A 17,459-nucleotide genomic window follows, 5' to 3' on the forward strand; every position below is an offset into this window, starting at 1 on the left:
TTTTAAACTTCTAACTCTATGATCTCATCTGTATCAAGAGCTGTCTGAACTAATTCATCTATCTTTTCAACAAGACGTTTTTCATGTGCTCTGATAACTTCAAGACGAGGCTTGGTTACAGGGTGCTTTGCCACGAATATTGTGCAGCAGTCCTCGTAAGGAAGGATTGATGTCTCATATGCACCGATCTTAAGGGAGATGTCTACGATGTCCTGCTTGTCGAAGGCGATGACAGGGCGATATACCGGCATATCCTGGACAACCTCGTTGGTGGCCATAAGTGACTCCATGGTCTGAGATGCTACCTGGCCGATGCTCTCCCCTGTAATAAGTCCGATGCACTTATTCTGAGCAGCGATCATGTCTGCAATTCTCATCATATATCTGCGCATGATGATAGTAAGCTCATCATGAGGACACTCTTTATAGATATACATCTGAATATCAGTAAAGTTGATTACGTGAAGTCTTACCTTACCTGTGTATTTTGCAATTACCTTCGCAAGGTCAACAACCTTCTGCTTTGCTCTCTCACTTGTATAGGGCGGAGCATTGAAATATACTGCTTCAATCTCAACACCTCTTTTAGCTATCATATAGCCTGCAACAGGAGAATCGATTCCGCCTGAAAGAAGGAGCATAGCTTTTCCGCTGGTACCGATGGGCATTCCGCCGGGACCGGGGATGATCTCTGAAAAGATATTTACCTTCTCACGAATCTCAACACTTATAAGGATATCAGGATTTCTGACATCAACCCTCATCTCAGGATAAGCATCGAGAACCTGAGCACCGATCTCAGCTGCTGCCTCCATTGAATCAAGGGGATATGTCTTATCAACACGTCTGCACTTTATCTTGAAGGTCTTGTTCTTGTCAGGATAAACGCCATCTATGAATTTGATGACCTCCTGTGAAAGGCCGTTTATATCAGGAAGCTTGTTATCTCCGTCTCTCTCAATGCAAACTGCGGGGCAGATACCTGTTATTCCAAATACTGTCTGAAGAGCTGACACGGTCTCATCAAAATCAAAGCCTGATGCATTTAAATATATTCTTCCTGAAACTCTGAATATACTAAAATCGCCCTCACATTTTTCAAGGACTCTCTCCATCTGCTTAACAAGAGCTTCCTCGAAGAGATATCTGTTCTTACCCTTGATACCTATCTCTGCATACTTAATTACAAATGCATGGTACTGCATAATTTCTTCCTTCCTAAAATACATACCACAATGCAGTCCTGTGTTCTCAGGAATACATTAAAACTACTAACGTTAACCTGTAAGTTTCTAAACTCATCTTCTTGCGAACTGTCTCAGCATAGGAACAATCTGAGCAAAAGCTTCTATAGTATCATCAATCTCCTGCTGCGTTGTAAACTCGGACATACTAAGTCTTACTGTGCTGTCGAGAAGTTCCTTGGGGAGACTTACTGCCTTCAGTGTAGCAGATACGCTTGGATGATTTGATGAACATGCACTTCCTGCAGATACATAAATCTCCTTATCCTCCAGAGCATGAAGCAGAACCTCAGCCCTTACGCCCTTAACAGATACACTTACTATATGAGGAGCGGTCTGCTTTATTGCAGCATCAAGCTCTTCATCAAAAAGTTCTGAAAAATTCTTATCTTCAGCAAAAAGTCCGTTTATTCTGATATCCGGAAGCTTTTCTGTAAGTCCCTTAATCAGTCTCTTCTTAAGAGAATAAAGTTTCTCTGACTTTTCATCAAAATCCTTGTATATCATCTCTGACGCAAGGCCAAGTCCTGCTATTCCGGGGACATTCAGCGTGCCTGAACGAAGTCCTGCCTGCTGCCCTCCGCCGTAGCTAATGGGAACGAGTCTTACTCCTGATCTTATATACAAAAAGCCTACGCCCTTAGGTCCGTGAATCTTGTGTCCGCTGACAGACATCATATCGATTCCGGCCTGTTTAAGGTTAAAACGGTACTTACCATAGCCCTGAACTGCGTCCACATGGAAAAGAATATCCGGATTTTTCTTGTGGATTATCTGGGCAGCCTCTTCAATGGGCTGTCTTGCACCAATTTCGTTATTAACTGCCATTATGGACACAAGGATGGTATCTTCTCTGATGGCACTTTCAAGCTCTGCAAGGTCAATTCTGCCGTCTTCTCCAACACCGAGGTAAGTAACTTCAAAGCCCTGTTCCTCAAGATATTTCATTGTATTTAAAACCGCAGGATGTTCAACCGCTGTTGTTATAAGGTGCTTGCCAAGTCTGTGCTTTGCCATGGCGCCGCCGATTATCGCGGTATTATCTGACTCTGTTCCGCCGGATGTAAAAAGAATATCCCTGGCATTTACTTTAAGAGTCTTTGCAATCTGCTCAGCTGCCTGCTTTGTATAATTCTCTGCCACAACACCCATGTGATGCATGCTTGATGGATTACCGTAATCCTCTGTCATTGTCTTAACAACAAGTTCGGCTACTTCTCCATAAACCCTGGTGGTTGCGGAATTATCTAAATAAATTTCCATTACCGTTTCCTTACTAATGCCGGTTGGCAATCAATTACAATTCAAACTTCAAAAGTATACATTAACCACGCCAGCATTGTAAAGCCCGCAGTTTCAGTTCTGAGGATTCGCTTACCCATAGTGATTGTCTTAAATCCGTTTTCACCGGCAAAGACCACCTCTTCATCCGCAAAGCCGCCCTCAGGGCCCACAAATATTCCAACACTCTCCCCGGGCTTAATACTCTCAATGACCTTCCTGGTATAATCCATACCCTCAGCCATCTCATAGGGTAAAAGCTTTACATCAAGCTGCTCTGCGTATTTTACGGCTTCCTTATATGACATCGGCATCGTAACCTCCGGAATAACTCCGCGCTTACTCTGCTTTGCCGCAGCCTCTGAAATGGCGTTCCATCTTTTTACCTTAGATGCTGCTCTTTTTTCATCAAGCTTCACAACACATCTTTTCATGGAAACAGGGATTATCTGATAAGCTCCAAGCTCAACTGCCTTCTGAATGATAAGCTCCATCTTATCTCCCTTGGGAAGCCCCTGGAAAAGATAGATCTTTGAAGGAAGCTCTGCGCCGTTTTCTTTTACGAAACGCAGCTCGCCTATAAGCTGTGAATCCTCGACGGATTCTATTCCAAATCTATATTCTTTTCTTCCTGAAAACTCATCATCAGCTCCGGGAATTCCATCTTCATCCCTGATGCTTACGGAAAACTCTTCGCCCACCTTCATTCTAAGGACGTTCACCATGTGATTGAAATCATCACCATCTATGATTATTTTCTTTCCATCATCTATAAACTGAGCACTGTCAGCAAAAAAATGGTACATTTCTATTTCCTTCCATTACTTTTTGGAGATTACTGATACCCATTCTCCCTGTCTTGTCACTTCAAGTATCTCAAGGCCTGCGTCCTTGTGAGCCTTCACAATAACCTCCTCTTTTGCCTCGATAATTCCTGAAGTGATGTAAATTCCGCCATCCTTAAGGAGTCCCGGAACAATAGGAGTAAGAGGAACCAGTACATAGGGCAGAATATTGGCAACAACGATGTCATACTTACTATAGCCAACTTCGTCCTGAACCTTCTTATCGTCTATGATATTGCCTATAATCAGGTCAAAATTCTTATCCTCTATATCATTCTGCTTCTTATTATCTGCAACCGCAGGCTCAGAGCAGGGGTCAAGGTCTGTTCCCACAGCATGTCCTGCGCCGAACTTAAGAGCCAGAATTGAAAGCACTCCGCTTCCTGTTCCTATATCAAGAATCTCTTCGCCGCCCTTAACATATTTTCTAAGTGCTCTTATGCAAAGCTGTGTGGTCTCGTGCATACCGGTTCCAAAAGCAGTACCGGGATCGATATGAAGGGTGATATTGGCTTTTTCCTTATCCTTCTCGCTGGGCTCCTCCCAGGAAGGAATTACAAGAACATCATCCACAAAAAACTTATGGAAATACTGCTTCCAATTATTTATCCAGTCCACATCCTCTGTTATATCAACAGATATTGTGCCATCTCCTATGTCGGAGAACTCTCTTAGCTCATCAAGAACTTCCTTGATGTTGGCTTTCATTTCATCCGGGGTTCTGAAAACTTCAACCTCATTTCCTTTTTCATCATACTCATGAAGTGTGAGGATATTCTCATCGCTTACTTCCACAAAGAAGTTGAGGTAGGCAACGCCGTCTTCACCGGGAGCTACAACAGCACTGCTGTCAACTCCGGTCTCTTCATCATCAGCATCCTGGAGATCATCAGTAAACATCTGCTCTTTATCCGCAGCAGTAAGTGGCGCATTATCTTCAATCTGGGCACCCTCAAGACCGATATCCATCATGCTGCTAACAATGATATCCTCCGACTCCTCATTAGTCCTTATTCTAAACCTCATCCATTTCATAGTTTTCTCCCGTCCGCCTTTAACACATGAATATTCCTCTCAGCTGACGCTCTCGCTCGATCTCGCGCGTAGCGGTACTAAGGCGCCATAATATGGCACCTAAGTACCGACGCGCTCAAACGCAGCTTCGTGAAACATTCATGTTCCAAGGCTGGTATGTGATAAATATATAATATAAATTGTTTGTTACTCGATTATATAGAGGCAGCAATGCTCTCGTAAGGTGAATTTTTTGGTAATCTAAATAAATTAAACCAAAGAGCGTTCGGCGTCGCCTCTGCCGAAACCGCCAAATACTGTGGAATAGTATCCGGGGGTTAAGGTGGTCATTTCAAAGGTTGATTCTACCTCGTAGGTGGTGCCGGTTTCTGCTGCTATATCGATGCCCTTTAGGACTTCCATGCAGTGGAGGCCGTACTCTTTGCTGCATCTGTTACTTCTGCCTGCGAGAATTGAGTAGGCAAGCTCTGCTACGCCGACGCCTCTGCTTCCGTAGTGGTCAAAGGGCATTGGCTCTGAAACTTTGTTTTTGCCATTATATCCATGGGTAAAGGGAAGTGTTACCCAGTCGTTCTCTGCCAGCAGGATCTCTGTCGTGCCGTTAAAGGTATCGGGATTCCCCACCTTCATTATGCCATTCGTGCCAAAGAGCATTATCAGATTCTGCTCATTGTTTATGGTATTTCCATTTACATGGAGACTTACCAGGGCTCCGCTTTCGAATTTAAGAGCCGCAGACACCACATTGCTGCCGGGAATCTGCCAACTATCCTTCTTTTCATCTGTAAAAAGAAATTCCCTCTCGTGAACCGGTGCAGGACTTGTAAATGCCCTTATCTCCTTAACAGGTCCAAGAAGAGTTACGAGGGTCGCCACATAATAGATGCCTACATCGTACGGAAGTGCTCCGCCATCTTCCTGTAAAAATCTAAAGAGCTCAGAGTTAAGATTCTGATTCCTGTTAATGGAAACAACGCCGCCTGTTACGTCGCCTATCATCCCTCTCTCAAGTGCAAGCCTTGCAGTCTGGGTCCCTGCTCCAAGAATAGTATCAGGAGCTACGCCGATGAGAAGATTCTTCTGCTCTGCCAGCTCTACCAGTTCCCTTGCCTGATCCACATCTGTGGTGAACATTTTCTCTGTATAAACATGCTTCCCCTTAAGGAGCATCTTTTTGATTATATCATAGTGGGCAGGAGCAGGAGTAAGCACAACTACAAGCTCTATCTCGGGATCATCAGCCACTTCATCTATGGTCATGGCTTTTGGAACTCCGAAAAACGCTGCCTTCTCTTTGGCCTTGTCCAAAGTTCTGTTCGCGATTGCCACAAGATCCGTGACACTAAAAAGCTGTGCCAGGTTCCTGATATAGATATCGCTTATCATTCCGCATCCCACAACTGCTGTTTTCAATTTTCTCATTTCGCTCATGCTTCCCCCTTATCAGCTAAAGTTCTGCCTTATCATTTAAAGTTCTGCCATGGTTTTCAATAATAGCACCAAGCTCCGCCTATCACAAATCACTGATGCATCAGCTCATAACTTACAAAAGCAACATATCTGCTATCCTCTGACCAGGAATTAACATTTATTGACCCCTGTCCTCCAAAGAATGACAGCAGTTTCTTCTTATTATTCCCATCATAGTCCATGAGCCAGAGCTCCACGTTCATGTTTGGAAGATGCTCATTAGGATCAAGCTCATCCTTTGCGTAGGAAAGGTAAATTACCCTCTCTCCATCCGGGGACACATGAGGGAACCAGTTATTTCTCTCATTATCCGTCATCTGAGTCAGGTCGCTTCCATCCCGGTTCATTCTCCAAACCTGCATAAGCCCTGACCTTGTGGAGTTCATCCAAATATGCTTTCCATCGGGAGAATACTCAGGACCATCATTAAAGCCGCCCATGGTAATTCTCTTTTCCGCAGGAGCATCATCTCCCTCTTCAGGTATCTCAATTGTATGAATATCAACCTGTATGCCATCTTCCTGCATTCTGAATGCACAGTAGGCAAGCTCTTTTCCATCAGGACTCCATCCATGCAAAAAGCTGGGAGTATTTGGAGTTATGAGTCTTGGCTCGCCTCCCTCAATAGGAAGGATATATATCCTGGATGTAAAGCCCTCTCCCTTTGCCCCGTGGCTTACCGCAATATATTTTTCATCGGGAGACAGCACATGGTCATTATTACAGTTATCGCACTCTCCGCTTGGAATCTCTTTAGTCTCCCCGGAATCAATTTTGTAGCTCCATATTTTTCCTTCAGAATTAAAAATCAGAGTGTCTGTGCTTTTAACCCAGTTAGGCGCTTCTATCACCTTATCGAATTTATGCAGCACCTTAACTTTTCCTGTCACAGTATCAAGGATATTTAGGTAGCTCACAGAATCATCCCTGCACTGGGACAGATATGAAAAGCTCTCTCTAAAATGCTTAAGGTCATCCATGATATCCCCGTCAGAGCTGTCCTGATCGGCAATCTGAATAAGTCCATTAGCCCTTGCAAACTGGAAAACGGAAACTATATCAAGCTCGCCGTTGCCAATCCTTACTTCCTTAAGACCGCCGGCACTATCCTTCTTAAAATCCTTATAGTGTACCGACTTTACAAGTTCCTTATTCCTCCAAAGAAGAGAAACGGGATTCTCACCTGCATGCATCGCCCAGCCTGCATCCACCTGGGCATAAACTTTACCAAGGCATATCTCAAGCAAATACTCATAGGCACTTAAGCCATTTATCTTTGTTTTTATGTCATCATCTTCGTTATGTATAAGAAGCTCGCACCCTATCTCCTCAAGCCTCTCTGCCAGAGCTCTGTATTCAAAAGCAGCAGCCTGTAAGGCCTCTTTAGTAAGCTCCTTCGGGCTCTTTACAACATACTGCTTTATTCCGTATTTTTTACCAAAGGAGACTATCTTATCCATGTCGGCCATGATGTCTGATGAAAAAAGATGGCATGAATAAACGCCTATGCCATACTTATCAAAAAGTGCCGACAGCTCACCATATCTCTCCATGGGAATGATCACATTATCAAATCCCTCAATAGCCTCAACAGAAACACAGGGCTCTGCCAATTTGAAACCGGCACCGGATATCTGTTGTACAGTATCCTCACTGCATCCCTTTTTACTGAATACCCCAAATAACATAGCGGAAAATCTCATGCTGACCTCCAATCAGAAAAAAAGACAACAGTATTCGAAAGAAATATAATATGTCCATTTATTTGACACCTGACAGATAAATTATTAAAAAATTTACCTCTAATAATTTTAGCACAACTAATTTTTACTGTCGCTTACTAAGACATTTAGAACGCCCTGTGGAGTTTTCCATAAAAATACCCATCTGAGGCCTTAACCGCAGATGGGCAGATAATTAGTCATATAAGCAAAGGGGAATTATTTCTTCTTACCGAAGAATCCACCCTTTTTCTTGCCGCCGTTATCGTTATCACCATCGGAAGCTCCTGAGATGGTATCGGCTGCATGAAGACTGTCTCCTGTCTTCTCATCGAACTGCTTAAGAAGTTCCTTTGCTTCCTTAGAAAGCTTGTCAGGAACCTGAACAACCAGAGTAACATAGTGGTCACCACGGATGTCCTTGTTTCTGAGGGTAGGAACACCCTTGCCGCGAAGTCTTACACGGGTATCTGTCTGAGTTCCTGCCTTAACATCATAGAGCACCTTGCCATCAACAGTATCAATAGCTACTGTTCCGCCAAGAGCTGCAATTGCATAAGACATAGGAACTGTTGAATAAATATCATAATCCTGTCTCTGGAAAATAGGATGATCTGCAACAATAACCTCAACAAGCAGATCTCCTCTGGGTCCTCCGTTTCTTCCGGGCTCACCCTTTTCACGGATACGAACGCTCTGTCCGTTATCTATACCTGCAGGAATTGTAACCTGTATTCTCTTGTTGCTTGAAACATAACCTGTTCCACCGCAATCTGAACACTTATCTTTAATAACCTTACCGCTTCCGCCGCAGTCAGGACATGTCTGAACATTCCTTACTGTGCCAAAGAAGGACTGCTGTGTAAATACAACCTGGCCCTTACCGCCGCACTTAGGACACATCTGTGCTGTTGTGCCGGGCTTAGCGCCTGTTCCTTTACATGTAGGGCAGGGATCCTTGAGTCTAAGATCAAGCTCCTTCTCACAGCCAAATACTGCCTCTTCAAAAGTAATGCGAACGCTGGCTCTGATATTAGCACCCTTGGCAGGACCACTTCTTGCACCCTGGCTTCTTCTGCCACCGCCGAAGAAATCACCAAAGATGTCACCAAAGATATCGCCAAAGTCTGCGCCGCCAAAGTCGAATCCGCCATATCCACCGGCTCCGCCTTCAAATGCCGCATGACCGAACTGATCATACTGACGTCTCTTCTCAGGATCACTAAGAACCGCATAAGCCTCGGATGCTTCCTTGAACTTATCAGCAGCTGTAGCATCACCTGGATTCATATCAGGGTGATACTTCTTTGCAAGTACGCGGTATGCTTTTTTAATCTCATCATCACTTGCACCCTTGCTTACGCCAAGGACCTCGTAATAATCGCGTTTCTGTTCTGCCATGTGTCTCTCCTAAATCTATAATAAAGTTATGCCTGGAATTATCCGGTAATTTACCGGTCTTGAATGAGCCAAGCCATGTGATTACTAAAAGCCCAATCCATAGTACATTATGTATTGGGCATTAGCAATCTATATATTATTAAACTTTTATTAAATGGTAGCTAAGTGATTATACTTCTCTGTAGTCACCGTCAACTACGTCATCAGCACTGCCATTGTCTGTGCTCTGAGCTGCACCGCCCATGCCTGACATGTCAGGGCCTGCACCTGCAGCACCTGCTGCTCCCTGTGCATTCTCATAAACCTTAGCAAAGAGTGCCTGAGCATCTGTCATGAGCTTCTCTTTCTGGCTCTTCAATGTATCGATCTCACTGTCTGTAAGCTCGCGATCCTTAGTCTGCTCAAGAGTATCCTTAAGAGCCTTAAGATCATCCTCTACAGTCTGCTTCTGAGAAGCGTCGATCTTGTCACCAACCTCGTTAAGAGCCTTCTCTGTCTGGAATACGAATGAGTCAGCGTCGTTTCTGGCATCGATGCCTTCCTTACGCTTCTTATCCTGTGCCTCGTACTCAGCAGCTTCCTTGATAGCCTTATCGATGTCCTCATCAGACATGTTAGAACCGGCTGTGATTGTGATGTGCTGCTCCTTACCTGTTCCAAGATCCTTAGCAGATACGTTAACAATACCGTTTGCATCGATATCGAATGTAACCTCGATCTGAGGAACACCTCTCATTGCCGGAGGGATTCCATCAAGACGGAACTGTCCAAGTGACTTGTTGTCTTTAGCGAACTGTCTCTCACCCTGAAGAACGTTGATGTCAACGGCTGTCTGGTTATCAGCTGCTGTTGAGAATACCTGACTCTTCTTTGTAGGAATAGTTGTGTTACGCTCGATAAGTCTTGTAGCAACACCACCCATTGTCTCGATTGAAAGTGAAAGAGGTGTTACGTCAAGAAGAAGGATATCGCCTGCACCCTCATCACCTGCAAGCTTACCACCCTGGATACCTGCACCGATAGCTACGCACTCATCGGGGTTGAGGTTCTTTGAAGGCTCATGACCTGTGAGCTGCTTAACCTTCTCTACTACGCAAGGAACACGTGTTGAACCACCAACAAGGAGAACCTTGCCGAGGTCTGAGTAGTTAAGACCTGCATCCTTCATAGCGTTCTGTACAGGAATAGCACTTCTCTCTACGAGGTCGTGGATAAGCTCCTCGAACTTAGCTCTTGTAAGGTCCATATCAAAGTGCTTAGGGCCTTCTGCTGTAGCTGTGATGAAAGGAAGGTTGATGTTGGTTGTTGTTGAAGAAGAAAGCTCCTTCTTTGCCTTCTCAGCTGCTTCCTTAAGTCTCTGCATAGCCATCTTATCGCCAGAGAGATCTACGCCCTCTTTAGCCTTGAACTCTGAAACCATCCAGTCGATGATCTTCTGGTCGAAGTCATCACCACCAAGGTGTGTATCACCGTTTGTTGAAAGAACTTCGATGACACCATCACCGATCTCAATGATTGATACATCGAATGTACCACCACCAAGGTCATAAACCATGATCTTCTGCTCTTTTTCGTTATCAAGACCGTAAGCAAGAGCTGCTGCTGTAGGCTCGTTGATGATACGCTTTACTTCAAGGCCTGCAATCTTACCTGCATCCTTGGTTGCCTGACGCTGTGCGTCATTGAAATAAGCAGGAACTGTGATTACTGCTTCTGATACTGTTTCGCCGAGATACTGTTCTGCGTCTGCCTTCAGCTTCTGAAGAATCATAGCTGAAATCTGCTGAGGTGAATACTTCTTACCATCGATTGTACGACCATTGTCTGTACCCATATCTCTCTTGATAGAAGCGATTGTGTTCTCAGCATTTGTAACTGCCTGACGCTTAGCGGGCTCACCTACGAGACGCTCGCCATTCTTTGTGAAAGCTACGATTGAAGGTGTTGTTCTTGCACCCTCTGCGTTTGCGATAACGGTGGGCTTACCACCTTCCATAACAGCTACGCAGCTGTTAGTTGTTCCTAAATCGATACCTATGATCTTACTCATCTTAATTACCTCCATGAAAAATAGAAAAAAATAATTTACTCTTTGATTAGGATTAAAAATCCTTCAACATTTATTTAGCAACGGCAACCATGCTGTGTCTAAGCACTGTGTCGTGGTACATATAACCCTTCTGAAGCTCCTGTGCTACGAATCCTTCCTCAACCTCTTCGCTGTCAACCTGCATTACTGCGTTGTGGAAATTAGGATCAAATTCCTTTCCTACAGCCTCGATAGGTGTTACACCAAGATCCTCGATCTGCTTCATGAGCTGCTTGTATATCATGTTCATTCCGTCTGCAAAAGCGGAACCCTTTTCTTCTTCAGGGACTGCAGCAAGTCCTCTTTCGAAGTTATCTATAACAGGAAGTATCTTCTCAAGTACATTGGATGCTCCCTGGTCAAACATCTGCGCCTTCTCTTTATCTGTTCTCTTACGGAAATTCTCGAACTCTGCAAGCTGGCGCATGTACTTATCCTGCATTTCTTCGAATTTCTCCTTGAAGGGGTTCTTCTTCTCCTTCTTACCAAAGAGGCTCTTCTTCTCGCCCTCAGCACCTTCTGCTGCTTCTTCTGTATTGTCTGCTTCTGCCTCTGCGCTCTCTGCCTCAGCTGCCTCCGCAACCTTGTTAGCTGCATCAGCTACCTGCTTAGCCTTCTCAGCTACTTCCTGCTGAAGCTCCTTCGCAGTCTTAGAAGTCTTTTCAGCTGTTTCCTTTTTTACTTCCTTACTCAAAACCGATACTCCTTCTTAATTTGTTACCTGTACTATTCTTTCTTATATAAATCATCCAGAGCTCTCATCATATTCTTAAGTGCTCCGACAACTTTGTCATAATCCATTCGCTTGGGACCGATGATTCCGACGGTTCCTCGCATTCCCTCACCTAAATCGTAGGTAGCTGTAACTACGCTGCAGTCCTTCATGGACTGAACTGGTGACTCATTACCAATGTAAACCTGAATGCCTGTCTCTTCTGTACTGCTCTGCAGTGTGTTCTCTACGAGACTTGTAAGATCGCTCTTCTCTTCGAATGTAGTAATGAGGTCGCTTGCTCTCTCTTTATCAGCAAGCTCGGGATATCTGAAAATATTGTTGGCGCCGCTTGTATAAATCTGAAGGTCTTCATCCTCTGTGATGGCCTCTGCGGCTGCATCTATTATCTTACCAATGATATCGCCGTGGATTCCGGCCTCCTGCTTCATGGCAGCTATAAGACCAAGATTGATATCCTCCACGGAAAGTCCCGCAAGTCTGGTGTTAAGCAGGATATTAAGCTTCAAAAGATCAGCCTCTGAAAGCTCCTGTTCTATGTCCACCATACGATTCTTGATGACATTTCCCTCTATTACGATAGTGGTAAGAAGGTGTTCCTCGTCAACTCTGGAAAGCTGTGCGAATTTCAGCTTATTCCTCTTGATCATGGGAGCTGAGATCATCGATGCATAGTTGGTATCAACAGCCAGTGTCTTAGCCACCTGCTTAAGGAGCTTCTCAAGCTTCTCTTCTTTATCAAGAAGCATCTCCTTCATGTTCTCAAGCTTCTCTTCCTTCTCGGCAAGCATCTCATCTACGTACACGCGATAACCCTGATCTGAAGGAATACGTCCTGCGGATGTGTGGGGCTGTATGATAAGTCCCATCTCCTCTAGATCTGCCATCTCATTTCTGATAGTGGCTGAGCTCAGGTTCAGATCTGTGTACTTAGAAATGGTCCTGCTGCCTACAGGCTCACCTGTTTCAAGGTAATTGCGTACAACTGCATGAAGTATTTTCTTTTTTCTTTCATCTAATTGCATGCTCTCACCCCTTTTCTAGGTGTTAGCACTCATTCGAATCGAGTGCTAACATCTTCTGTAACTTAAGTTACCACTATAAATTTCAGCTGTCAATATAAAAAGATAAATTAGGAAGTTCCTTGAATAAGGCAAAAAAATCTCCGGTGAGATTCTCACCGGAGATTTACTGTCTGATCATTATATTCTGAAAGATTAAAGATTGAACTCGCCGTTAACCGTTCCGTTAATTACGAAGTAAGCTTTTGTCTCCTCAGGCTTTACATAGATATCAAGAGTCTTGATGTCAGCCTCTTTTCCACCCATATCGTATACATAAACATTCTTTGCATTGTCAGCAAGAGTTGAGTATGTAAATTCCTTATCTGCAAACTGAAGAACGATTGTAGACTTAACAGCACTCTTTGTCTCAGCCTTCTTTGCAGGTGCTTTCTTTGCTGCGGGCTTAGCAGCTGCCTTCTTTGCAGGTGCCTTCTTAGCTGCAGGCTTTGCAGCAGCCTTGGTCTCAGCCTTCTTTGCAGGTGCTTTCTTAGCTGCAGGCTTTGCAGCAGCCTTAGTCTCTGTCTTCTTAGCAGGTGCCTTCTTAGCTGCGGGCTTCTTCTCCTCAGTCTTCTTAGGCTCTTCCTTCTTTGCGGCAGCAGTCTTGGTTGTCGCAGTCTTCTTAGCAGGCGCTTTCTTTGCAGCAGGCTTCTTAGCCTCTGTCTTCTTAGTAGCTGCCTTCTTGGGTGCTTCCTTCTTCTCCTCAGTCTTTGCTGCCTCTGCAGGCTTAACTTCTTCCTTCTTTTCTGCAGCAATTACCGGTTTTTTGATAGTCGCAATCGGCTTTAAAGCTGCTTCTCTCAACTTGTCGTCCGCCATATCTCCCTCTCTTTCCTTGGGGCACAAAGAATTGTGCGCTTTAGCAAATTTTATATTACGTTTTTGAGTTTAGTACAATTACGACAAAAAGTCAACATTTAAGCGCATTTAAGCCCAATTTAATTCTTTCAAGCGCCTTTTTTAGCACATCCATGGATGATGCAAATGAAATTCTCGCATAACCAGGGGCAAAATAAGCACTTCCGGGCATGATCGCCACATGACTTTTTTCAAGAAGATATTCGCAAAGCATGCTGTCGTTTTCAATGACCTTCCCATCTTCTGTAGTAGCGCCAATGTATGACCTGAGATCAAAGAAAGCATAGAATGCTCCCTGAATGTCGTGACACTTAACGCCGGGGATCTCATTGAGTCCCTTTACCACAAAGTCTTTTCTCTTTTCAAACTCTGCTACCATCTCGCTTACGGAGTCCTGTGGGCCTGTCAGGGCTTCAACAGCCGCTATCTGAGAAATGCTTGGCGGCGTGGTTGTGGTCTGACTCTGCACTTTTACCGCGGTAGAAATAACATCCTTCCTTGCGCACAGATAGCCAAGGCGCCAACCTGTCATTGAATAAGTCTTGGAAAAACCATTAACGAGAATTACCCTGTCCTTGATTTCAGGGATGGAAGATAATGAAAAATGCTTATTCCCGCTGAAGATAATCTTTTCATATATCTCATCAGATACAATGAATATGTCATTTTTCATAGCGATATCAGCGAGCTTTCGAAGAGACTCCTCGCTGTAGACAGCACCGGTGGGATTATCCGGACTGCAGATAATGATTGCTTTAGTATTAGAAGTAACAGCTCCGGCAATTGCATCAAGATCAAGAGAAAAGTCCTCATTCCTCTTTACAAAAACAGGAGTGCCGCCTGCAAGCTTAACAATGTCCGGATAGCTCACATAACAGGGAATGGGGATAATAACTTCGTCCCCATCGCCCACAACGGCCATAATAGCCGCAGAAAGGGACTGCTTTGCCCCGGTGGTGACAGTGACTTCATCCATGGTGTACTCAGCACCGTTATCCTCTTTTACCTTCTTAAGGATGGCTTCCCTTAAGGGGGCAATGCCCCTAGCGTTGGTGTATTTCGTAAAATCATCCTCGATAGCCTTTATTCCCGCAGCCTTTATATTTTCAGGCGTAGGAAAATCCGGCTCACCGACATTTAGCGATATCACATCGATACCGCTTCTCTTCATATCATCAACCCTTGCAAAAAGCGCCGTCGTAGCCGATGCGCTGATATTCTTCATTCTTGAAGACAACTGTGTGCTCATAAGCTTTCCCCTTTAGTCTTTTTTCAACTCCCGCAATTACCTGAATGCCACAAAAATCACAAGAACAAGAAGTCCTAAAGCAATTCTGTACCAGCCAAATATCTTAAAGTCGTGCTTTCTGATGTATCCAAGAAGGAACTTTATGATAAGTATGGAAACAACAAATGCCACAACGGTTCCAACCAGCAAAATCGCAAGCTCTGATCCAGAAAAAGCAAGGCCGAACTTAAGGAGCTTAAGAAGACTTGCACCGAACATTACAGGGATTGCCAGGAAAAATGTGAACTCAGCGGCAACAGTTCTTGATACGCCAATCAACAATCCTCCAAGGATTGTTGAACCGGACCTTGAGGTTCCAGGGAAAATTGCAGCAATCAGCTGGAATATTCCGATAAGAAGCGCTGTCTTAATATCAATTTTTTCAAGGGAATCAATCTTTGGTTCCTTGTTTTTGTTCTTATTCTCAATAATGATAAAACCGATACCGAAAACGATAAGCGCTATAGCAACGCAGGGGCCGTTATAGAAAAGAGCATCAAATACATCATCAAAGAGAACTCCCACTACAGCAGCAGGTACGCAGGCGATAAGAATCTTGCCCCAAAGTATCCATATATCCTTACGCATAACCCTGTGCTCTTCTCTTGCTTTCTTTGAAAAATCAAAAGGAAATATCTGATTCCAGAAAAGAATCACTACCGCCATTATGGCTCCAAGCTGGATGACAACCAGGAACATCTCCCAGAACTCAGGGGTTACATCCATCCTGACTATTTCATCAAGAAGGATCATATGACCTGTGGAGCTGACAGGAAGCCACTCCGTAATTCCCTCAACAATACCAAACAAAACTGCTTTGATTAAATTCAGCATTACCATGCCTCCTCATATTACTTCAAAATTTTCTAAATAATAGTAGCATATTTTATTTTAAAACAAAAAACAAGGCATCAATTTAAGCTAATAAACCGATGCCCTGTCATTATAAATTTAACCTTTCCTTCTTTAATTCAGATATTTGCCCCTTTAATTTATGCACCGCGGCAGATTCACCGACTGGAACATGCGGGTGTGGTAGTAGTTATCATCATCATTTACATTGAAGAAATCATAGATAACAGGATCCTGATCATCCCAGGTGCAGTCCACGTTGTAATATGCTCCGTCAAGATTAATCACGTTCCATGCATGAAGCTCATTTGCTCCTCTTCCCACACAGAGATATGTGGGAACCCCAAGCCTTTGCATCAAGTACTGGAAGGATTTCGCATAGCCTGCACAAACAGTGTAGTTATCAACGATTCCGCTGTAGGCGCTCTGATCAAGAGAGTTATGCTTGTAGGTCAGCTTATCCGCCAGATAATTGTGAACAAAGGCCTCTTTTTCTATAGTTGTGGGAAGTGTAGCAGCTGCTGCCACAACAACCTCCGCTGCTGCGTCAAATTCAAGTCTTGCACTCTGGATATCTCCAAGTCTTTCATAGAAAGTAAGCTCCAATTTTATGGCTGTTCCGCTAAAATCGTATTCTGTATAAAAAGTGGTATCCAGCCAGAAAAGCTCCGGATGATCGTATGCAACACTTGATATTACATTCTCAATATCCAGCATTCCCATCTGCTCCACAGGCTTAAAGGCTGCATTTAAGTCCATGGCGTTGGCATATACCTGCCTGTAGAGAGCTTTTGATTTCTCATCCAGCATATTGTAATAGGGATAAAAAGCCGCATCGAAGCTTAGGCCATCTCCTGTGTTACCATAGCCTGTCTGCCTTGTTATCTGCTCAGCCTGCTCCTTGGAATCAATATCCACAATGTCAGGTTCAAGGTCTACATAATCACTTTTCCCTGTAAATTCCGTGGGAACAACTATAGGCTCGGAAGCCTCTTCGCTTGATGTCTCATCTGATATAACCACCTGGCTTGGATCAGTTATTGTGACAATGGGCTTAATTTCCTGAGGAGATGCTGCTGCCTCTGTACTCTTAACCTCATTCTCCTCTGCCGTCTCTACGGTTACGCCGCTGCCTTCCTCAGAATCAGCCCCTTCACCTTCTGCGGATGCAAGCTTTTCGCCTTCTTCCCCTTCGCCCTCTTCGCCTTCAGGTTCTTCAACCTTTACGATGATCTCTGGCTCCGGAGCATTTTTCACCGAGGTTGCAAGGTCCACTATCATGTTACTGAACTCAGGACTTGCAATGCACATCCCCATAAGCGCAAAAAGACCAAGCATCAGTCCCAGAATGCAATACAAGAAATTCTGGGCGATGTCGACCTTTTTCACCTTTTTCTTTTTCTTTTTTTCCTTTACCTCTTCGGTAACTTCCTTATCTTTTTTCTTAGCCATATTCATTACTTCCCTGTAATTTGTATTTTTAATCCGTTAAAAATAGAGGACACTTGTCCCCAATTAAATTATAGCATCGGCGCCGGATTCCAATTATGAAAAAACACTCATATACATAAAATTATTATA

General features: G+C 44.0%; 14 protein-coding genes. All 14 read right to left on the bottom strand.

Features of this window, described 5'->3' with window-relative positions; translation table 11 throughout:
• Nucleotides 1–2: 2 nt before the first annotated feature.
• The 14 genes from thiI to G610_RS0110950 all read right to left on the bottom strand — a co-directional run bounded on the left by thiI (nt 3) and on the right by G610_RS0110950 (nt 17,330).
• A complete protein-coding gene (gene thiI / locus G610_RS0110885; RefSeq protein ID WP_026524818.1) occupies nt 3–1,205 on the bottom strand; it encodes a tRNA uracil 4-sulfurtransferase ThiI in 1,203 nt (400 codons plus the stop codon).
• Between the two features lie 93 nt (nt 1,206–1,298).
• Nucleotides 1,299–2,507 (bottom strand): cysteine desulfurase family protein, encoded by a 1,209-nt coding sequence (locus G610_RS0110890; protein ID WP_026524819.1) that lies wholly within the window; start codon nt 2,505–2,507, stop codon nt 1,299–1,301.
• Between the two features lie 41 nt (nt 2,508–2,548).
• The gene (locus G610_RS0110895; protein WP_026524820.1) at nt 2,549–3,331 is read right to left on the bottom strand and encodes an RsmE family RNA methyltransferase; all 783 of its coding nucleotides are present in this window, start codon (nt 3,329–3,331) and stop codon (nt 2,549–2,551) included.
• A 15-nt stretch (nt 3,332–3,346) separates the two neighbouring features.
• On the bottom strand, nt 3,347–4,405 hold the full coding sequence (gene prmA, locus G610_RS0110900) for a 50S ribosomal protein L11 methyltransferase (RefSeq protein ID WP_026524821.1): 1,059 nt from the start codon (nt 4,403–4,405) through the stop codon (nt 3,347–3,349).
• A 249-nt stretch (nt 4,406–4,654) separates the two neighbouring features.
• Entirely contained in the window at nt 4,655–5,827 is a 1,173-nt protein-coding gene (locus G610_RS20590) for a Gfo/Idh/MocA family protein (RefSeq protein ID WP_207637773.1), read from the bottom strand.
• Nucleotides 5,828–5,925: 98 nt separating this feature from the next.
• Nucleotides 5,926–7,578: a PD40 domain-containing protein gene (locus G610_RS23070; protein ID WP_155831009.1), complete on the bottom strand. Its 1,653-nt coding sequence runs from the start codon at nt 7,576–7,578 to the stop codon at nt 5,926–5,928.
• Between the two features lie 237 nt (nt 7,579–7,815).
• The gene (gene dnaJ / locus G610_RS0110915) at nt 7,816–8,997 is read right to left on the bottom strand and encodes a molecular chaperone DnaJ (RefSeq protein ID WP_026524823.1); all 1,182 of its coding nucleotides are present in this window, start codon (nt 8,995–8,997) and stop codon (nt 7,816–7,818) included.
• Nucleotides 8,998–9,166: 169 nt separating this feature from the next.
• Nucleotides 9,167–11,047: a molecular chaperone DnaK gene (gene dnaK / locus G610_RS0110920; protein WP_026524824.1), complete on the bottom strand. Its 1,881-nt coding sequence runs from the start codon at nt 11,045–11,047 to the stop codon at nt 9,167–9,169.
• A 70-nt stretch (nt 11,048–11,117) separates the two neighbouring features.
• The gene (gene grpE / locus G610_RS0110925; RefSeq protein WP_026524825.1) at nt 11,118–11,780 is read right to left on the bottom strand and encodes a nucleotide exchange factor GrpE; all 663 of its coding nucleotides are present in this window, start codon (nt 11,778–11,780) and stop codon (nt 11,118–11,120) included.
• A gap of 32 nt (nt 11,781–11,812) precedes the next feature.
• Nucleotides 11,813–12,844, bottom strand: coding sequence for a heat-inducible transcriptional repressor HrcA (gene hrcA / locus G610_RS0110930; RefSeq protein WP_026524826.1), 1,032 nt, complete (start codon nt 12,842–12,844; stop codon nt 11,813–11,815).
• 192 nt (nt 12,845–13,036) lie between these two features.
• Nucleotides 13,037–13,699, bottom strand: coding sequence for a DUF6465 family protein (locus G610_RS23325; protein WP_051197937.1), 663 nt, complete (start codon nt 13,697–13,699; stop codon nt 13,037–13,039).
• Between the two features lie 91 nt (nt 13,700–13,790).
• Nucleotides 13,791–14,987 carry a pyridoxal phosphate-dependent aminotransferase gene (locus tag G610_RS0110940; RefSeq protein ID WP_026524827.1) on the bottom strand — a complete coding sequence of 399 codons (1,197 nt, stop codon included), beginning with the start codon at nt 14,985–14,987 and terminating at the stop codon, nt 13,791–13,793.
• A 36-nt stretch (nt 14,988–15,023) separates the two neighbouring features.
• Nucleotides 15,024–15,860 (bottom strand): undecaprenyl-diphosphate phosphatase, encoded by an 837-nt coding sequence (locus tag G610_RS0110945; protein ID WP_026524828.1) that lies wholly within the window; start codon nt 15,858–15,860, stop codon nt 15,024–15,026.
• A 153-nt stretch (nt 15,861–16,013) separates the two neighbouring features.
• A complete protein-coding gene (locus G610_RS0110950; protein ID WP_026524829.1) occupies nt 16,014–17,330 on the bottom strand; it encodes a transglutaminase domain-containing protein in 1,317 nt (438 codons plus the stop codon).
• Between the last annotated feature and the right edge of the window lie 129 nt (nt 17,331–17,459).

This window comes from Butyrivibrio sp. MB2005 (assembly GCF_000424285.1).
Lineage (GTDB): Bacteria > Bacillota > Clostridia > Lachnospirales > Lachnospiraceae > Butyrivibrio.